Below are 15,058 nucleotides of genomic sequence, written 5' to 3' on the forward strand. Positions count from 1 at the left end.
CTACCCGGTGGCCAGCAGCGTCCCGCGACCGTCGCGCAGTTCAAACTCGTGGCGGTCGCGGGCCTGCATCCAGCGCAGGGCCTCCAGCAGATCATCGGTCTCCTTCAGCACCTCGGGGGCGCCCGGGTCGCCGGTCCACACCACGCGGTACGCGCGCGGCACGGGGGGCGGCGTCCAGCGCTGTCCCTCGTCCTCTTTCACGAACGCTCTCGACATCCCTCCAGTCTGCCGGGGGCGGCTGAAGCGCGGGTGGGAGGAGGGTAGTCGCCGCTTTACTATGGCAGGTCGGGCACGCTGGCTTTCGGCACGAGCGTGATGCGCGCCTGCCGTTCCTGATCATCCCGCAGATAGGTCAGGGTGACGGTGTCGCCCACCTTCGCGCGGCGGATCGCGGTGATGACCTCGTTCGCGTCGCGGGTGCGCTCGCCGTTCACGCGCAGGATCACGTCACCCAGGCCCGTCAGCGCGCCCTGCTCGTCGAAGGTGCTGCCCCGCAGCCCGGCACGCTCGGCGGGACTGCGGCGGGCGACCTCGCGGACGATCCCGCCGGGCGGGTCGGTCTGTCCGCTGTGAATCGCGTCGAAGACCAGCCCCACGACCGGCACGTCGTTCGTGATCCCGGCGCGCAGGGCGCTGATCAGGTCGTTGCCCTCCACGACCGGCACGGCGTAGCTGCGCCGCGTCTGCCCGCTGCCGTCCAGGCTGATGTAGCTGACCACCCCGATCGCCTGCCCGTTCCCGTCGATGATCGGCCCGCCACTGTCACCGGGGGCGAGGGGCGCTGTCATCTCCAGCGTGCCCTGCGGGAAGTCCGCGCGGCCCGCCTCGGCGTTCAGGCGCAGCAGCCTGCCGCGACGGGGTTGCAGGAAGTCCCCGCCGCTGTTCCCGATGGCCAGCACTGTCTCGCCGGGGCGGGGCGCGCGGGTAGTCAGGTTCAGAAACGGGAAGTTCGTGCCGCGCCCATTCACCTGAAGCAGAGCCACGTCGGCCGAGGCATCGAAGGCCACGACCCGCGCCCCATAGCTGCGGCCCGAGAGGGTACTCACCTGAAACAGCTGCCCGCCACTGACGACGTGATACGCGGTCAGCAGTTGCCCACCGGCGCTGATGAAGAAGCCGGTGCCGATCCCGCCGGTGTTGCGGTCAGTGTTCACGCTCTCCACGCGGACGGTGGCAGGACGGGACTTGTCGAACAGCGCGCGGGCATCCTCCGGCAGCGTGAGGGGGGGCAGAGGGGTCGGCGTCTCCACGCGGGGCGTCACGTTCACGCGCGGCAGGAACGGCACGTCCGCCTCTGGCAGCAGGTACGCGGCCAGCGCGAGGATCAGCAGGACAGGAAGCCAGGGCGAGGCGCGCACGCCGTCAGTCTAGGGCGCCCCGCACGCGGCGACGGTGGCAGAGGGAACCGAACAGGCCAGGTGATGCCCTAGGCTGGGCGTCATGCGTTTCTGGCTGTTGAAATCGGAGCCCGACGTGTTCGGCTTCGCGGATCTGGTGCGGGTGGGGCGGGAGCCGTGGAATGGCGTGCGGAATTATCAGGCGCGGAATTTCCTGCGGGAGATGCGTGAGGGGGATCTTTGCCTCTTCTACCATTCGAATGCGAGACCGGCGGGCGTGGCGGGCGTGGCGCGGGTGTGCCGCGCGGCGTACGCGGATGATCTGCAGTTCAAGCCGGACAGCAAGTATTTCGATCCGAAGTCCAGCGTGGACGCGCCGCGCTGGAGCATGGTGGATGTGGAGCCGCTGATCGCGTTTCCGCAGGTGGTGTCCCTGGATGCGCTGCGGGGCATGGCCGAGTGGGAGGCTTCGGCGCTGACGCGCCGGGGTTCGCGTCTGAGTGTGCTGCCGGTGGAGCCTGAGGCGTTCTGGGCGACGCTGGACGCGGCGGGCCTGAGTCTGGATGAGGTGGCGGGTCTCAGCTGACCCAGGAGGGTGCGGGGTTGAGCAGCAGGTTCAGGGACACCTGACGCCTTCATTAATCTGACGTTGAGACTTTTTTCATGGTTGGCCTGTGGGCCGTCACCTTAACGTCAGATAAAGAAAAGGAGAATTCAGGTATGGAACTACTGCTCGCTGGACTGGTCATTGTGGCCTCCCTGATCCTCGCCGCCTGGCAGGAGCGTCCCGGCGCAACTCGCCGCAGCCGCCGCTAACCTCACCCGCTGGCGGCGTCCAGCGCAGCGCGGCGTCCCCGAACCTTGCTCTCAGACAGGAACCAGACCTCTGGCCTGCACGCGAGGGTCCCGACGCTGCCGGAATCCACCGGAGGAATACCGCTGAGTGGCCTGCGGTATTCCTCCGATGTTCTGCTCCCCCATCGCCTCAGTAAAAGCGGCGTGGCCGTCACGACAGAGCACCAGCCGGACCCGTTCCTGAACCGCGTCCCGTCCGGCTGTGCAGCGCCGCTCAGCCCGGTACGCTGAACAGTGATGTCTGCTCTCTGGCCCGGTCGCCGTCACACCCTGTTCTCCCGTCTGGCGCTCGCGGCGCTGCGCCTGTCGGGCTGGACGCCGGTCCTGGCCCCCCCGCCCGGCCCGAAGGTGGTGGGCGCGGTCGCGCCACACACCCATAACGCGGACTTCTGGCCCGGCATCATGTTCAAGTTCGCCACGCGCGCCCCGATCCATTTCGTGGCGAAGCACCAGCTGTTCACGTTCCCGGTGGGGATTTTCATGCGCGCCGTGGGCGGTCTGCCCGTGGATCGCCGCCGCGCCGGGGGGAACTTCGTGGACGGCGTGGTCGCCCTGATCGACAAGGAATCGGAAATCATGCTGGTCGTCGCGCCGGAGGGGACGCGCAGCCGCGGCGAATACTGGCGCACCGGCTTTTACTACATGGCGCTGGAGGCGAACGTGCCGATTGCCGTGACCGTCCTCGACTGGGGCCGCAAGCAGGTGGGCGTGACCGGGTACGTGACGCCCACCGGGAACATCGAGGCGGACTTCGCCCTGATCCGCGAGATGCTGCGTGACGTGCGGGGCCACACGCCCGCGAACGAGACGCCAGCCGTCCCGCGACCAGTCTCTGAGGGTGGCCCAAGCAAGGGCTGACGCCCCCACCCGGGGGCAGCGCAGACTGTAACGACAGCGTGACGCGGGCGCAGTACGCTCCACCCAGACCACACAAAGGGAAGGGAGGACGATGCGACACGAGGCATCTGGCGGGCCGTGACGGCCGCGTCAATGGGAACGGAACGGGCGGCACCCGCGCCCGTCGTGGCGCTGGAAGCCCGGGGTCTGGTCAAGGACTTCCGGGGGTTCCGCGCCACGAACGACGTGAACCTGCAGATTCACGATGGGGAGATTCACGCAATCATCGGCCCGAACGGGGCCGGAAAGACCACCTTGTTCAATCTGCTGTCGGGCTTCCTGAAACCCACGGCGGGCGAGGTGCGCCTGTTCGGCGAGCGGGTGGACACCCTGCGGCCCTTCGAGATCGTGCGCCGGGGCCTGTCCCGCTCGTTTCAGATCAGTTCGGTGTTTCCCACCCTGAGCGTGCGGGAGAACGTGCTGGTGGCGCTCCAGTCGCCCACGCCGCTCCCGCACCGGTTCTGGGTGCCGCTCTCGCGGCTGGAATCGCTGGGCGAGCGGGCGGACGCGATCCTCGCGGACGTGGGCCTGGGCGGCATGCCGGACCGGCTGGCGGCGGACCTGAGCCACGGGGAAAAACGGCAGCTGGAGATCGGGATCTCCATGACGCAGGACCCCCGCGTGCTGCTGCTGGACGAACCGACGTCCGGCATGGGCTCGGAGGGCATCGCGCGGGTGATCGCGCTCGTGCGGCAGGTGGCGCGCGGGCGGACGGTGGTGCTCGTGGAACACAACATGAGTGTCGTGGCGGAACTCGCCGACCGCATCACGGTGTTGCAGTACGGGTCGGTGCTCGCCAGTGGACGCTACGAGGACGTGCGGCGCGACCCGCGCGTGATCGAGGCGTACCTGGGTGAGGACGGGGGGCACGCGTGACGCCGCTGCTGTCCGTGCAGGATCTGAACGCCTTCTACGGCCAGAGTCACGTACTGCGCGGCGTGACCCTGCACGTGAACCCGGGCGAGGTGGTCAGCCTGATCGGCCGCAACGGCGCCGGGAAGACCACCACGCTGAAGAGCGTGATGGGCGTGCTGCGCAGCCGCACGGGGCAGATCACGTTCGGCGGGCAGGACATCAGCCGCCTGCCCAGCAACCGCGTGGCGGCGCAGGGGCTGGCGTGGGTGCCGGAGGAACGCGCGATCCTGAGCACCCTGACGGTCCGCGAGAACCTTGAGTTGCCGCCCAGCCGTCCCGGAGGCTGGAGTACCGAGCGCATCTATGACGCGTTCCCGGTGCTGCGCGAGCGCGGGCATCACCCGGGCAGCAAGCTCTCGGGCGGCGAGCAGCAGATGCTGGCGATGGTGCGCGTGCTGCGCGCCGGGCCGAAGCTGCTGCTGCTGGACGAGCCCAGCGAGGGTCTGGCGCCCGTGATCGTGCAGCGCATCGGCGAGATCATCGACACGCTGCGCCAGAGCGGCATGGCGGTGCTGCTGGTCGAGCAGAACCTGAAGTTCGCCTCGCGCCTCGCGGACCGGCATTACGTGTTCGTGGACGGGCAGATCGTGGACGAGGTGCCACGCGAGCAGGTCGAGGCCCGCCGGGACGACCTGCTGCGCTACCTCAGCGTGTAATTCCAGCTCCTCTCCCCCATTCACTCCTCTGGAGGTTGTCCCATGAACAAGACCCGCACCGCCATCCTGGCCCTGACCGCCCTGCTCCTCGCCCCTGCCGCCTCGGCCCAGTCCCTGTCCGACGGGGGCATCAAGGTGGGCGTCCTGACCGACCTGTCCGGCGTGTACTCCGAGCTGTCCGGCCAGGGCAGCGTGAAGGCCGCTCAGATGGCCGCCGAGGACTTCATGAAAGCGAACCGCGCGTACGCCGGGAAGGTCAGCGTCATCGGCGTGGACCACCAGAACAAGGCGGACGTGGCCGGCAACAAGGCCGCCGAGATGATCGACCGGCAGAACGTGGACATGCTGGTGGACATGCCGACCAGCAGCGCCGCGCTGGCCGCCACCGAGGTCGCCCGGCAGAAAAAGACCATTGCCATGGTCGTGACCGGCGCCACCACCGCCCTGACGAACGAGAAGTGCAACAAGTACACCTTCCACTACGCGTACGACAACTACATGCTCGCCAACGGCACCGGCACCGCCGTCACCAAACGCGGTGGGAACAGCTGGTACATCATCTACCCCAACTACGCGTTCGGGCAGGACCTGAACCGGCAAATGGTGGCGGCCGTGCAGGAGAACGGCGGGAAGCTGGCCGCGCCCAGCGACGCCACGCCCTTCCCGAACACCGACTTCAGCTCGTACCTGCTGAAGGCGCAGAGCGTGCGGCCCAAGATCTTCGGGACGATGCAGGCCGGGAACGATCTCGTGAACGTCGTCAAGCAGTACAACGAGTTCGGCCTGAAGAAGCAGGGCATCGGCCTGGGCATCGGCCTGCTGTTTGAGACGGACGTGGCCGCGCTGGGCCAGGACGCGTTCGCGGGCGCGATTGCCACCGTGCCGTGGTTCTGGAACTTCGACGCGCGCTCCCGCCAGTGGGCCGGCCGCTTCGAGAAGGCCTTCGGGAAGAAACCCACCTGGGCGCAGGCGGGCGTGTACTCCGCGACCCTGCAGTACCTGAACGCCGTGGCTCGCGCCAAGACCGACAACAGCGACGCGGTCGTCAAGGCGCTTGAGGGCTACGCCTTCGATGACTTCTTCGCGCGTAACGCCACGATCCGCCCGCAGGACCACCGCGTGATCCTCGACGTGCAGGTCGTGCAGGTCAAGGGCAAGAGCGAATCCAAGGAGGCCGGGGACATCTACAAGCGCCTGAACACCATTCCCGCCGCGAAGGCCTTCATGCCCCTGAGCGAGAACAAGTGCCGCATGTGAGGAAGGTGGTCTAAGCAGTCTGAGGGGCTGAAGCGCCCCGCTCTGGCCCCTCAGACTCTTCGACCCTCAGACGCTTATGAATACACAGTTACTCTTGATTCAGGTGTTCAACGGGCTGGTGAACGGCGCGTTCTACGCGCTGCTGTCGCTGGGCCTCGCGGTGATCTTTGGGATGCTGCGGATCGTGAATTTCATGCACGGCGCGCTGTACATGCTGGGCGCGTTCGCGGCCTTCGCGCTGGGGCAGCTGCTGGGCCTGGGCTTCTGGCCGTCGCTGATTCTGGCGCCGCTGCTGGTGGGCCTGCTGGGCGTGGTGCTGGAGCGCGGGCTGCTGTCGCGGCTGTACGGGCTGGAACCCAGTTACAACCTGCTGCTGACGTTCGGCCTGACGCTGCTCACGCAGGATCTGGTGAAGCAGGTCATGCTGAGCCGTTTCGCGGTGTCGAGCGCGCCGTACTCGCCGCCCGAGGTGCTGTCGGGCGTGGTGAACCTGGGCTTCGTGGTGTTCCCGAAGTACCGCCTGTTCGTGATTGCCCTGTCGCTGGTCGTGTGCCTGGTCACGTGGTTCGTGATCGAGAAGACCCGCGTGGGCGCGATCATCCGCGCCAGCACGGAGAATCCGGTCGTGACGCGGGCGTTCGGCATTAACGTGAGCCTGTGGGTGACGGGCGTGTTCGCGGTGGGCGCGGCGCTGGCCGGGCTGGCGGGCGTGCTGGCCGCGCCGATCTACTCGGTCGAGCCGTACATGGGCGCGGAGCTGATCATCACGACGTTCGCGGTGGTCGTGATCGGCGGGATGGGCAGCATCCTGGGCTCGGTCGTCACGGGCTTCGCGGTGGGCGTGCTGGCGGCGGTGGGCGCGGCGGTGTACCCGCCGATTGCGAACACGCTGGTGTTCATCCTGATGGCGCTGGTGCTGCTGGTGCGGCCCAGTGGCCTGTTTGGCCTGCCTGAGGGGGCGCGGTGAGCGCCGTCTCGAAACTGGGGGCCACGCGCGATCCGGCCCGCGTGACCCGCGCCGCGTGGCTGATCGGCCTGGGCGTCATTCTGCTGGTGCTGCCGCACCTGATCTACCCGGTGCTGGCGCTGGACATCCTGGCCTGGGGGCTGTTCGCGGTGGCGTTCGACCTGCTGTTCGGCTTCAGCGGCCTGCTGTCGTTCGGGCACGCGGCGTTCTGGGGCACCAGCGCGTACCTCACGGCGTTCCTGCTGGGGCACGGCCAGAGCGTCCCGGTCGCCATCGCGGGCGGGACGCTGGGCGCGCTGGCGCTGGCGGTTCCGGTGGCGTTCCTCAGCGTGCGCTCCAGCGGCATCTATTTCAGCATGATCACGCTGGCGTTCGCGCAGATGGTGTCCTTCCTGGCCCTACAGTGGACGGACCTGACCGGCGGCGAGAACGGGCTACAGGGCTTCGCGCGGCCCAGCCTGCTGGGCCTGGATTTCAGTGACGCGCAGGTGCGGTACTACGTGTGCCTTGTGCTGTTCACACTGGGCTTCGGCGTGGCGTACCGCGCGGTGCGCAGTCCCTTCGGGCAGGCGCAGCAGGCGGTGCGCGACAGCGAGCAGCGCGCGCAGAGCGTCGGGTACAATCCCGCGCGCTTCAAGTTCACGGCGTTCCTGCTGAGCGCCGGGCTGGCCGGACTGGCGGGCGCGATGTATACCTTCGGGCACGGCGTGGTCAGCCTGGAGGTCGTGAACTGGCGCACGTCCGGCGAGGTCGTCATGATGACCCTGCTGGGCGGCACCACCACCCTGTTCGGCCCGGTGATCGGCGCGGGTCTGGTGCTGCTGCTGCGGGACGTGCTGACCACCGCGAACCTCCCGGTGGGCATCGTGACGGGCGTGGTGTTCGTGCTGGTGGTGCTGTTCTTCCGCCGGGGCGTGGTGGGCACGCTGCAACACTGGCTGCGCCGCCGCTGAACAGGCGCTCCGAGCCCCCCGCTGCGTGCGGGGGGTTGCTGCTGCGCCACCTGGCGGATGCCGCCCGGCCCCGGCGCGGGGCAGCATGGGGCATGACCTACCGCATCGAGACCGCTCCGGATGAGGCCCGCTCGGATCAGGTGGTGTCCGGGCTGGTGGCGTTCAACCAGCGGGAGAGTGAACTGATCCGCCGCCGCTTTGAAGAGCCGCACCTGCGCCCCGTTCCGCTGGTCGCGTACGCCCTGACGGCAGGGGGCGAGCTGCTGGGCGGCGGCGCGGCGCGGGCGGTGCCGCTGTGGCAGTGGGTGGAGATCGACGAGCTGTGGGTGCAGGACGCCGCGCGCGGTCAGGGAATCGGCGCGGCGCTCCTGGCGAGCCTGGAGGCGCAGGCGCGTGCGCTGGGGTGCCGCTGGTCGAAGCTGAACACCTGGGACTTTCAGGCGCCGGGCTTCTACAAGCGGCAGGGGTACGTGACGTACGCCACCGAGGAGGACTATCCGCCGGGGCATGTGAATCACCTGATGCGCAAGACGCTGGGGTGATTCCTGCTGGGGGGACGACTGCCGGGGTGATTACTGCTCGTCTTTCAGGCCGCGGATCTCCTCGATGAAGCGTTCCAGGCTGTCGAAGTCGCGGTACACGCTCGCGAAGCGGATGTATGCCACGTCGTCCAGGGGGCGCAGGAAGGTCATGGCGCGGCGGCCGATCTCCTCGCTGCGGATCTCGCTGGCCTGCACGTCGTCCTCGAAGCCGTACGCGAAGGCGCGCAGCAGGTCCTGATCCACGGGGCGTTTCTCGGTGGCCAGGACTAGGCCGCGCAGCAGTTTGTCCGGGTTGAACGCCTCGCGCGGGCCGCTGCGCTTGACGACCATCAGCGGTTCCAGCTGCGCGCGTTCGTAGGTGGTGAAGCGCCGGGCGCAGTTCAGGCACTCGCGGCGGCGGCGGATGCTGGCCCCGTCGTCGCTGGGCCGGGAGTTCACGACCTTGCTGTCCGGCGCCGAGCAGTACGGGCATCTCATTCGCACTCCGATGGAAGGGGGCGCAGCACCTGCTCCATCCGAGCGGCTGCGAGTAGGAGCCGGGCGGGTTCCGGGCGTGCAGTTGGCAATCCGGTGGTGTTCCGGGTTGACAACGGAGCAGACGGAATCCGTCTCACAGGGGGTAGTCCTCCTGCACGCGGATCTTCGGCACGGGGGGGAGGGGCACCTGAATGACGTTGCCGCGCAGGGGGGCCATGCCGGGCGCGGCGAGGGCCATGACGGCGTTGGACAGCGGGCGGTCCAGGGTGTCGTCGCTGCTGCTGGCGCGTGAGGGCAGCAGCAGGTTCAGGCGCAGGTCCTCGCGGTGGGCGTGTTCCACGAGGCCCTGGATGGCGCCGCGCTGCGGGTGGACGTGCAGGCCGCGCTCGTCGGTGTGGGGGCCGATGATGGTCAGCCACGTGCCGGGCAGGCGGCGGCGGATGATCTGCGCGATGGCGACGCTGCTTTTCACGTTGCAGTTGAACAGGTCCATCCATTCGTTCTCGCTGAGCATGGTGAACTCGGCGTGGGCGCGTTTGTCGGCGAGGTGCACGATGCCGTGCAGGCTGCCGTAGATGTCGAGGATGCGGGTCTGGGCGCTCAGCCAGTCCAGGGGGACGCCCACGTCGGCCTTGATGGGCACGGCGGTGCCGCCGGCGTGTTCGAGCTGGCTGGCGGCGGCGGCGAGGGTCTCGCTGTTGTTGCCGATGAGGACGACGCTGGCCCCGGCGCGGGCCAGGGCGGCGCTGACGGTGCGCCCGTACCCCTGGTCCGCCCCGGTGACGGCGATCACCTGGCCGGCCAGCACTTCACCGACGGGGGTGTGCGCGGGCACGGCAGCGATGGGGGTGTGCTGGGTCATGCCCTCCAGCATACCGGAGGTGTGGCGGCGTTTATCCCGCCTGCGGGAGGGGCCGCAGGGCCTGCGCGGGTGGGTCTCCGGCGCGGTGGCCGCATCCGCAGGCGTGGCACCAGTAGCCCTGGTCGCCGTCGCGCAGGTCGTGCAGGGTCAGGGGCTGGGCGCAGTGGGGGCAGACGTGCTGGTAGCCGCGCCCGCTGGCGGGCAGTGGATCGGCCTCCTGGCGGAACGCTCGTTTCATACTTCGATTTTAGCAGAATTGATAGACTAAATTCTTCCAAAAAAGAAGAGGGGGCCGGAGCCCCCACCGGCCAGCCTGGTTACAGGTCCGGTTCGTCCGAGAATTCCGGCTCCGGCGCGCGCGCGGTCGGCCCGGGCTCGCCCACCCGGCGGCGCTTGCGCAGCATCGCGGGTTCCTTGTCCAGGTTGAACACGAAGTGCCGCGGGCGCCGCTCGCGCAGCCACGTCTCCAGCGCCACCAGCCGCGGCCGGAACCGGATGAACTCCCGCAGCTGCCGGATCGGCACGAAACGCGCCTCCTGCACGTCCCGGTCCGGATCGCGCGGTTCCAGCTTTCCGCCCACCTCGCGCCCGGTGTAGAAGAACTGCAGGTGATGGCCCCACGTGACCGCCTGGAATTCCACGATGAACGCCAGGTCCCGCAGTTCCACGATCAAGCCGGTCTCCTCAAAGGTCTCGCGCCGTGCGCCGTCCTGCACGAGCTCCCCGGCCTCCAGGCCGCCCTTGGGCAGCGACCAGCGGCCCCGCTCACGCACCAGCAGGATCTCGTCCCCGCGCAGCACGATGCAGCCCACGCCGATGCGCGGGTCGGCCAGGGGCCGCTTCTGCCCGCGTTTGCTGGGCGCCGCCGGAACGGGCGTGGCGGTCGTGTTCGTGACCTGCCCGGGCCGCGCCTGCGCCGCGCCGTTCCCACGTCGGCGGCGACGGCGGCGCTGCGCGCCCTGCTGCCCGGCCTTGACCTGTTCTTCCGCCATTACACGCCCTCCGGCGCCAGGTCGTTGAAGCGGACGTGCGCGCTGTGGAACTGCAACTTCACCGTACCGACCGGCCCGTTGCGCTGCTTGCCGACAATGATCTCCGCGATGCCCTGCTGATCCGTTTCCTTGTTGTAGTACTCGTCGCGGTAGATGAACATCACGATGTCCGCGTCCTGCTCGATCGCACCCGACTCACGCAGGTCCGACAGCATCGGGCGGTGGTTGGGGCGCTGCTCGACGGCGCGCGACAGCTGCGACAGCACGATGATCGGCACCTCCATCTCACGCGCCAGGCCCTTGAGGCCACGCGAGATGGTGCTGATCTCCTGCTGGCGGTTGTCAGACCCGCCGTTGCTCTTGCCGCCGGACATCAGCTGCAGGTAGTCGATGACGACCAGTCCCAGCCGCCCGTGCTGCGCCGCGATCCGCCTCAGCTTGCTGCGCAGGTTGTTCAGCGTCAGGTCCGCCTCGTCGTCGATGATCATGGGCGCGTCGGCCAGTCGTCCGGCCGCGTGCGCTAGGCGCTCGAAGTCCCGCTCGTTCAGCTGCCCGGACCGGATGCGGTTCATGTCCACGCGCGCCTCGCTGCACAGCATGCGCAGCGCCAGCTGCACCGCGGGCATTTCCAGGCTGAACACCGCGACGGCCTTCTCGCCGCGCAGCGCCACGTTCTGCGCGATGGACAGCGCGAACGCCGTCTTCCCCATCGACGGACGCGCCGCCAGCACGTTCAGGCTGCCCTTCTGCAACCCCGAGATCTGCTCGTCCAGGTCACGGAAGCCGGTACTCACGCCGTCTGGGATGCCCTTGTTCTGATGCAGCAGCGTGATGTACTCGAAGGTCTCCGTGACGACCTCGTTCATCGCCTGGAACGCCTCACCCTTCTTCTTCTGCTCGGCGACCTCGAAGATCATCTTCTCGGCGCGGTCCAGCAGGTCCTCCAGCGGCAGCTGCGCCTCATAGGCCAGCTGCATGGCCTTGCCAGACGCGCTGATCAGGGACCGCAGCGTGGCCTTCTCCTGCACGATGCGCGCGTAATGCTCGGCGTACGCGGCGGTCGGCACCTGATCCGACAGGCCGATCAGGTACGTCAGCCCCCCGACCTCGTCCAGCATGCCCTTGACGCGCAGGTCCTCGCTGAGCGTCACCAGGTCCACCGGCTCGCCGCGCTCCTGCAAGGTGCGCATGGCGGTGAAGATCTTGCGGTGCCCCTCGCGGTAGAACATCTCGGGCGTGACGGTGTCGCCCAGGCTGTTCAGGGTGTCGTTGTCCAGCAGAATGCTGCCCAGCACGCTGATTTCAGCGTCGTTGCTGTGCGGCGGAACGCGTGGCGTGAGTTCCAAATGCGGCCTCTCTCCCGGCAGGGCACGCGGCGCGGGGCCCACTGCGCCCCGAACCGCTCCTGCCGTCCAATCTGAATTCAAGTGTGGGGACACCCGCAGGTGATCCCATTCGCCTCCCCATGCCAGGCAGGCCGAACTGAGCAGCAGCATACCACCCCACGCGGAAGGCGGGCGCGGCCCCCCCGCACCCGCCCACCCCATCCACCCGGGCGGCCGTGATCACCGCCGTCCACGGCGGCCTTTCCCGGCGCGCCTCCCCCGCCGGGGTCAGGCCGCGCGGACCGCAGCGCCCCCCGTCAGGTGGGTTCGGCCGTGACCGCCGTGGCCCGCACGGGCAGAGCGGCCGGCGCGCGCGCCGGGAAGGACCCCAGCAGCGTGCCCAGCACCCACCAGTAGATCTTCAGGTCGAACACCACCGCCCCCCAGCTCCAGAACAGCAGGAACACGATCAGCAGCGCCGCCGTTCGGTTGTAGCGCACCAGCAGCGGCGAGCCCAGCAGCGGCAGCAGGAACGTCACGGTCCCCACGACGCCCAGACTGGCCAGCAGCTCCCAGAAGGTGTTGTGCGAGTACGTGCCGAACGCGCCCAGGACCGAGAACGACTGCATGCCGTAGCCCGTCAGGGGCCGCTGGAAGAACATCACGCTGGCCTCGCGGATCATCTCGTAGCGCATGTCGTCACTGGCGTTCCCGGTCAGGAACTCCTCGAAGCGGCGCGTGATGCGCAGCTTCTGAAGGTCTTCGAGCTGGGACTGCACGTTCACGGACGACAGCGTCGCCGCCAGCAGCGCCGCGCCAACCAGGGTGCCCACCACCACCGCCACCTGCCGTTTCGAGCGGCGGTGCCGCCACCCCAGCGCCACGGCCACCATCAGGAAGCCCGGAATGGCCTTCTTGGAGGCCGTGGCCAGCACGACCGGCAGCGTGGTCACGAAGATCAGCAGCGGCACCCACCACTGCCGCCACGCCGGGTGCACGTCATCGAGCAGCGCGTACAGGAACCACAGGCACAGCAGAATGAACGCCAGCAGGTTCGCGTTCTCCGTGATGCCCGACAGGCGCAGGTACGGCGTTTCCAGGTACTGCCGTGCAGCGAACGCCATGTGCGTGACCAGCGCCAGCAGCAGGCTCAGGTGCACCACCCGGCTGCGTGGCAGGCAGCGGCTGAGCAGCAGCGCCGTCACGCAGGTCAGGATGGACGTGACGGTCGCCACGAACGCCACGTACGCCAGGTCCCGGTCCACCGACCAGAAGTACGACACGCCCACCCACAGCAGGTGCGGCAGCAGCAGCAGGCACAGCGCGAGCGTCACGCGGTCCAGCCGCTCCCGCATGAACCCCAGGTACACGCCCAGCAGCAGCGCGACCACGCCGTTGGCCACCACCGATAGCCCCGGGATGGGCGCGAAGACCGCGGTGGCGAACAGGCCAGCGGCGTACAGGACGGGAGCAGCGCGGGATGTGAGCACCAGGACCTCCGGGTCGGGGCTCGGCGACCCCGCCTGATTCGACGGCTGATTCGGTTGCGGCTGAGCTGATTGCGACTGGCCCGGACCCGCAGGTACTGGCTGCGGCGTGGGGGCCGTTCAGGACTGCAGGGGCGCCCGACCCGGCCCGACGCGCGGCAGGTGCTCCGCGGCGCCTTCCGGCAGCATGGAGACGGTGTACCGGTACTTCCCGGACGGGGACGGCGGGATCCGCTGGCAGTACTCCAGGTCAGGCGTGACCTCGTGCAGCAGGATGCGTTTGAGGCCCTGACGCAGCCGGTCCTCCTCGTCCGGGGTTAGCGGCTGCCCGGCGTACGTGACCAGCTTCAGCGTCACCTTGTCGGGGGCGTGCTGCACCACCTGGAATTTCTTCACGCCGGGCACCACCATGTCCACGCAGATCAGGTGAATCATCGCCTCGGACATCACGCGGCTGCCGCTGGGCAGGATGAAGCAGTCGGCGGTGCGGCCGTGCAGGCCACTCAGGGCCGGCAGGGACCGCCCGCACGCGCACGTTCCGGCCGGCGCGAGCGCACCCAGGTCCCCGATGTCATAGCGCAGCAGCGGCATGGTGTAGTTGCTCAGAAGGGTCACCGTGATGCGGCCCACCTCGCCCGGCGGCAGCGCGCGCCCCTGGTCGTCCAGGATCTCCACGAAGTGCGTCCAGGGGTTCAGGTGCAGGGTGCCTTCCCCGCACTCGCAGGCCAGGTCCCCCACCTCCCGCGAGCCGTACCGGTCGAACACGGGCGCGCCGAACGCCTCGGCCACCGCCTGCCGCGCCGCGGGGAACAGGTTCCCGGCCGAGGACATCACCGCGCGCGGCGGGTGCACCCGCAGGCCGCGGTCATGCATGTGGCGCGCCAGCGTGACCAGCGCGTCGCAGTATCCGAGCAGCAGTTCCGGCCGGAACGAGTGAATGACCTGCAGGTAGCGGTCCATGGTTTCAGGCGTCATCTCGAAGGCGTTCAGCCAGCGTTCGTTCATCACGGCCTGCCCCAGTTGCCGGCGCCAGTTGGCACCGCTGAACAGGTCCCGGCTGGAGCCCCACAGCCGCACGCGGCGTTCGCCCGTCTGGAAGCCGGCCCAGCCGTCGAACAGCTGCTTGGTTGCCTCCGCCCAGGACGTGAATTCCCGGTCCTGCATGAAGATCGTGGGCTGCCCTGTCGAGCCGCCCGAGGAGTTCCGGAAGCCCTCGCGCACGCCGGCGTCCAGCGCCTGCAGGTCCCCGAACTCGTCCCGGAGTTCCCGCTTGGTCAGGACCGGCAGGGTTTGCAGGGTCTGCGCGGTGAGTTGACCGGGCTGCGTGACGCCCCGCTCGGCGAGCAGCCGCCGGTAGTACGGCACCTGGGCCTGCGCGTGCGTGAGCAGGTCCAGCAAGCGGTCTTGCTGCTGCGCCTGCCAGTTGGGTGGCGGCGCGAACTGCTGCGCGTGCAGGAAGTCCGAGCGTGCGTAGCGTTCGTCCAGACGCTGGAAGTACAGCTGGGTGCCCATCCGGTGAATCAGTCCCATGGTCTT

The 15,058-nt window shown here is 68.9% G+C and carries 17 protein-coding genes; 8 read left to right on the plus strand and 9 right to left on the minus strand.

Translation table 11 applies throughout. The annotated features are described in order from the left end of the window. Positions 1-216 (minus strand): hypothetical protein, encoded by a 216-nt coding sequence (locus IEY63_RS15020; RefSeq protein WP_189069814.1) that lies wholly within the window; start codon positions 214-216, stop codon positions 1-3. Positions 217-275: 59 nt separating this feature from the next. After that, the gene (locus IEY63_RS15025) at positions 276-1,358 is read right to left on the minus strand and encodes a S1C family serine protease (protein WP_189069815.1); all 1,083 of its coding nucleotides are present in this window, start codon (positions 1,356-1,358) and stop codon (positions 276-278) included. An 82-nt stretch (positions 1,359-1,440) separates the two neighbouring features. Here IEY63_RS15025 and IEY63_RS15030 point away from each other — a divergent pair, with 82 nt between their 5' ends. From IEY63_RS15030 to IEY63_RS15065, 8 genes are all read left to right on the plus strand, one after another. After that, positions 1,441-1,923, plus strand: coding sequence for an EVE domain-containing protein (locus tag IEY63_RS15030; RefSeq protein WP_189069816.1), 483 nt, complete (start codon positions 1,441-1,443; stop codon positions 1,921-1,923). A 506-nt stretch (positions 1,924-2,429) separates the two neighbouring features. Continuing rightward, a complete protein-coding gene (locus IEY63_RS15035) occupies positions 2,430-3,050 on the plus strand; it encodes a 1-acyl-sn-glycerol-3-phosphate acyltransferase (RefSeq protein WP_189069817.1) in 621 nt (206 codons plus the stop codon). Positions 3,051-3,182: 132 nt separating this feature from the next. Further along, positions 3,183-3,965 carry an ABC transporter ATP-binding protein gene (locus IEY63_RS15040; RefSeq protein WP_189069853.1) on the plus strand — a complete coding sequence of 261 codons (783 nt, stop codon included), beginning with the start codon at positions 3,183-3,185 and terminating at the stop codon, positions 3,963-3,965. Beyond that, positions 3,962-4,660, plus strand: coding sequence for an ABC transporter ATP-binding protein (locus tag IEY63_RS15045; RefSeq protein ID WP_110828082.1), 699 nt, complete (start codon positions 3,962-3,964; stop codon positions 4,658-4,660). Before IEY63_RS15040 ends, IEY63_RS15045 begins: the two co-directional genes overlap by 4 nt. A gap of 42 nt (positions 4,661-4,702) precedes the next feature. Continuing rightward, a complete protein-coding gene (locus tag IEY63_RS15050; protein ID WP_189069818.1) occupies positions 4,703-5,917 on the plus strand; it encodes an ABC transporter substrate-binding protein in 1,215 nt (404 codons plus the stop codon). A gap of 103 nt (positions 5,918-6,020) precedes the next feature. Beyond that, complete coding sequence (locus IEY63_RS15055; RefSeq protein WP_229784744.1) at positions 6,021-6,884, plus strand: branched-chain amino acid ABC transporter permease; 864 nt, start codon at positions 6,021-6,023, stop codon at positions 6,882-6,884. Further along, positions 6,881-7,837: a branched-chain amino acid ABC transporter permease gene (locus IEY63_RS15060; protein ID WP_189069819.1), complete on the plus strand. Its 957-nt coding sequence runs from the start codon at positions 6,881-6,883 to the stop codon at positions 7,835-7,837. The genes IEY63_RS15055 and IEY63_RS15060 overlap by 4 nt, the downstream gene beginning before the upstream one ends. 92 nt (positions 7,838-7,929) lie before the next feature. Further along, complete coding sequence (locus tag IEY63_RS15065) at positions 7,930-8,379, plus strand: GNAT family N-acetyltransferase (RefSeq protein WP_189069820.1); 450 nt, start codon at positions 7,930-7,932, stop codon at positions 8,377-8,379. A gap of 30 nt (positions 8,380-8,409) precedes the next feature. On the opposite strand, the gene nrdR is transcribed toward IEY63_RS15065, so the two are convergent. The 7 genes from nrdR to IEY63_RS15100 form a co-directional block, all read right to left on the minus strand. Then, complete coding sequence (gene nrdR / locus IEY63_RS15070) at positions 8,410-8,856, minus strand: transcriptional regulator NrdR (RefSeq protein WP_189069821.1); 447 nt, start codon at positions 8,854-8,856, stop codon at positions 8,410-8,412. Positions 8,857-8,989: 133 nt separating this feature from the next. Next, the gene (locus IEY63_RS15075) at positions 8,990-9,718 is read right to left on the minus strand and encodes an SDR family NAD(P)-dependent oxidoreductase (protein WP_189069822.1); all 729 of its coding nucleotides are present in this window, start codon (positions 9,716-9,718) and stop codon (positions 8,990-8,992) included. Between the two features lie 31 nt (positions 9,719-9,749). Next, positions 9,750-9,956 (minus strand): hypothetical protein, encoded by a 207-nt coding sequence (locus IEY63_RS15080; protein WP_189069823.1) that lies wholly within the window; start codon positions 9,954-9,956, stop codon positions 9,750-9,752. 79 nt (positions 9,957-10,035) lie between these two features. Then, positions 10,036-10,710 carry an NUDIX hydrolase gene (locus tag IEY63_RS15085; protein WP_189069824.1) on the minus strand — a complete coding sequence of 225 codons (675 nt, stop codon included), beginning with the start codon at positions 10,708-10,710 and terminating at the stop codon, positions 10,036-10,038. After that, positions 10,710-12,056: a replicative DNA helicase gene (gene dnaB, locus IEY63_RS15090; RefSeq protein WP_189069825.1), complete on the minus strand. Its 1,347-nt coding sequence runs from the start codon at positions 12,054-12,056 to the stop codon at positions 10,710-10,712. The genes IEY63_RS15085 and dnaB overlap by 1 nt, the downstream gene beginning before the upstream one ends. Positions 12,057-12,352: 296 nt before the next feature. Further along, entirely contained in the window at positions 12,353-13,525 is a 1,173-nt protein-coding gene (locus tag IEY63_RS15095; protein WP_189069826.1) for an O-antigen ligase family protein, read from the minus strand. Between the two features lie 117 nt (positions 13,526-13,642). Further along, entirely contained in the window at positions 13,643-15,052 is a 1,410-nt protein-coding gene (locus IEY63_RS15100) for a phenylacetate--CoA ligase family protein (RefSeq protein ID WP_189069827.1), read from the minus strand. Positions 15,053-15,058: the final 6 nt, after the last annotated feature.

Source organism: Deinococcus radiotolerans, assembly GCF_014647435.1.
Classification (GTDB): Bacteria; Deinococcota; Deinococci; order Deinococcales; family Deinococcaceae; genus Deinococcus; species Deinococcus radiotolerans.

Coding starts and splice junctions, on each gene's coding strand:
- IEY63_RS15030 (WP_189069816.1), top strand. CDS start 1,441: ATGCGTTTCTGGCTGTTGAAATCGGAGCCCGACGTGTTCGGCTTCGCG.
- IEY63_RS15040 (WP_189069853.1), top strand. CDS start 3,183: ATGGGAACGGAACGGGCGGCACCCGCGCCCGTCGTGGCGCTGGAAGCC.
- IEY63_RS15065 (WP_189069820.1), top strand. CDS start 7,930: ATGACCTACCGCATCGAGACCGCTCCGGATGAGGCCCGCTCGGATCAG.
- IEY63_RS15020 (WP_189069814.1), bottom strand. CDS start 216: ATGTCGAGAGCGTTCGTGAAAGAGGACGAGGGACAGCGCTGGACGCCG.
- IEY63_RS15085 (WP_189069824.1), bottom strand. CDS start 10,710: ATGGCGGAAGAACAGGTCAAGGCCGGGCAGCAGGGCGCGCAGCGCCGC.
- IEY63_RS15100 (WP_189069827.1), bottom strand. CDS start 15,052: ATGGGACTGATTCACCGGATGGGCACCCAGCTGTACTTCCAGCGTCTG.
- IEY63_RS15075 (WP_189069822.1), bottom strand. CDS start 9,718: ATGACCCAGCACACCCCCATCGCTGCCGTGCCCGCGCACACCCCCGTC.
- IEY63_RS15050 (WP_189069818.1), top strand. CDS start 4,703: ATGAACAAGACCCGCACCGCCATCCTGGCCCTGACCGCCCTGCTCCTC.
- IEY63_RS15035 (WP_189069817.1), top strand. CDS start 2,430: ATGTCTGCTCTCTGGCCCGGTCGCCGTCACACCCTGTTCTCCCGTCTG.
- IEY63_RS15080 (WP_189069823.1), bottom strand. CDS start 9,956: ATGAAACGAGCGTTCCGCCAGGAGGCCGATCCACTGCCCGCCAGCGGG.
- nrdR (WP_189069821.1), bottom strand. CDS start 8,856: ATGAGATGCCCGTACTGCTCGGCGCCGGACAGCAAGGTCGTGAACTCC.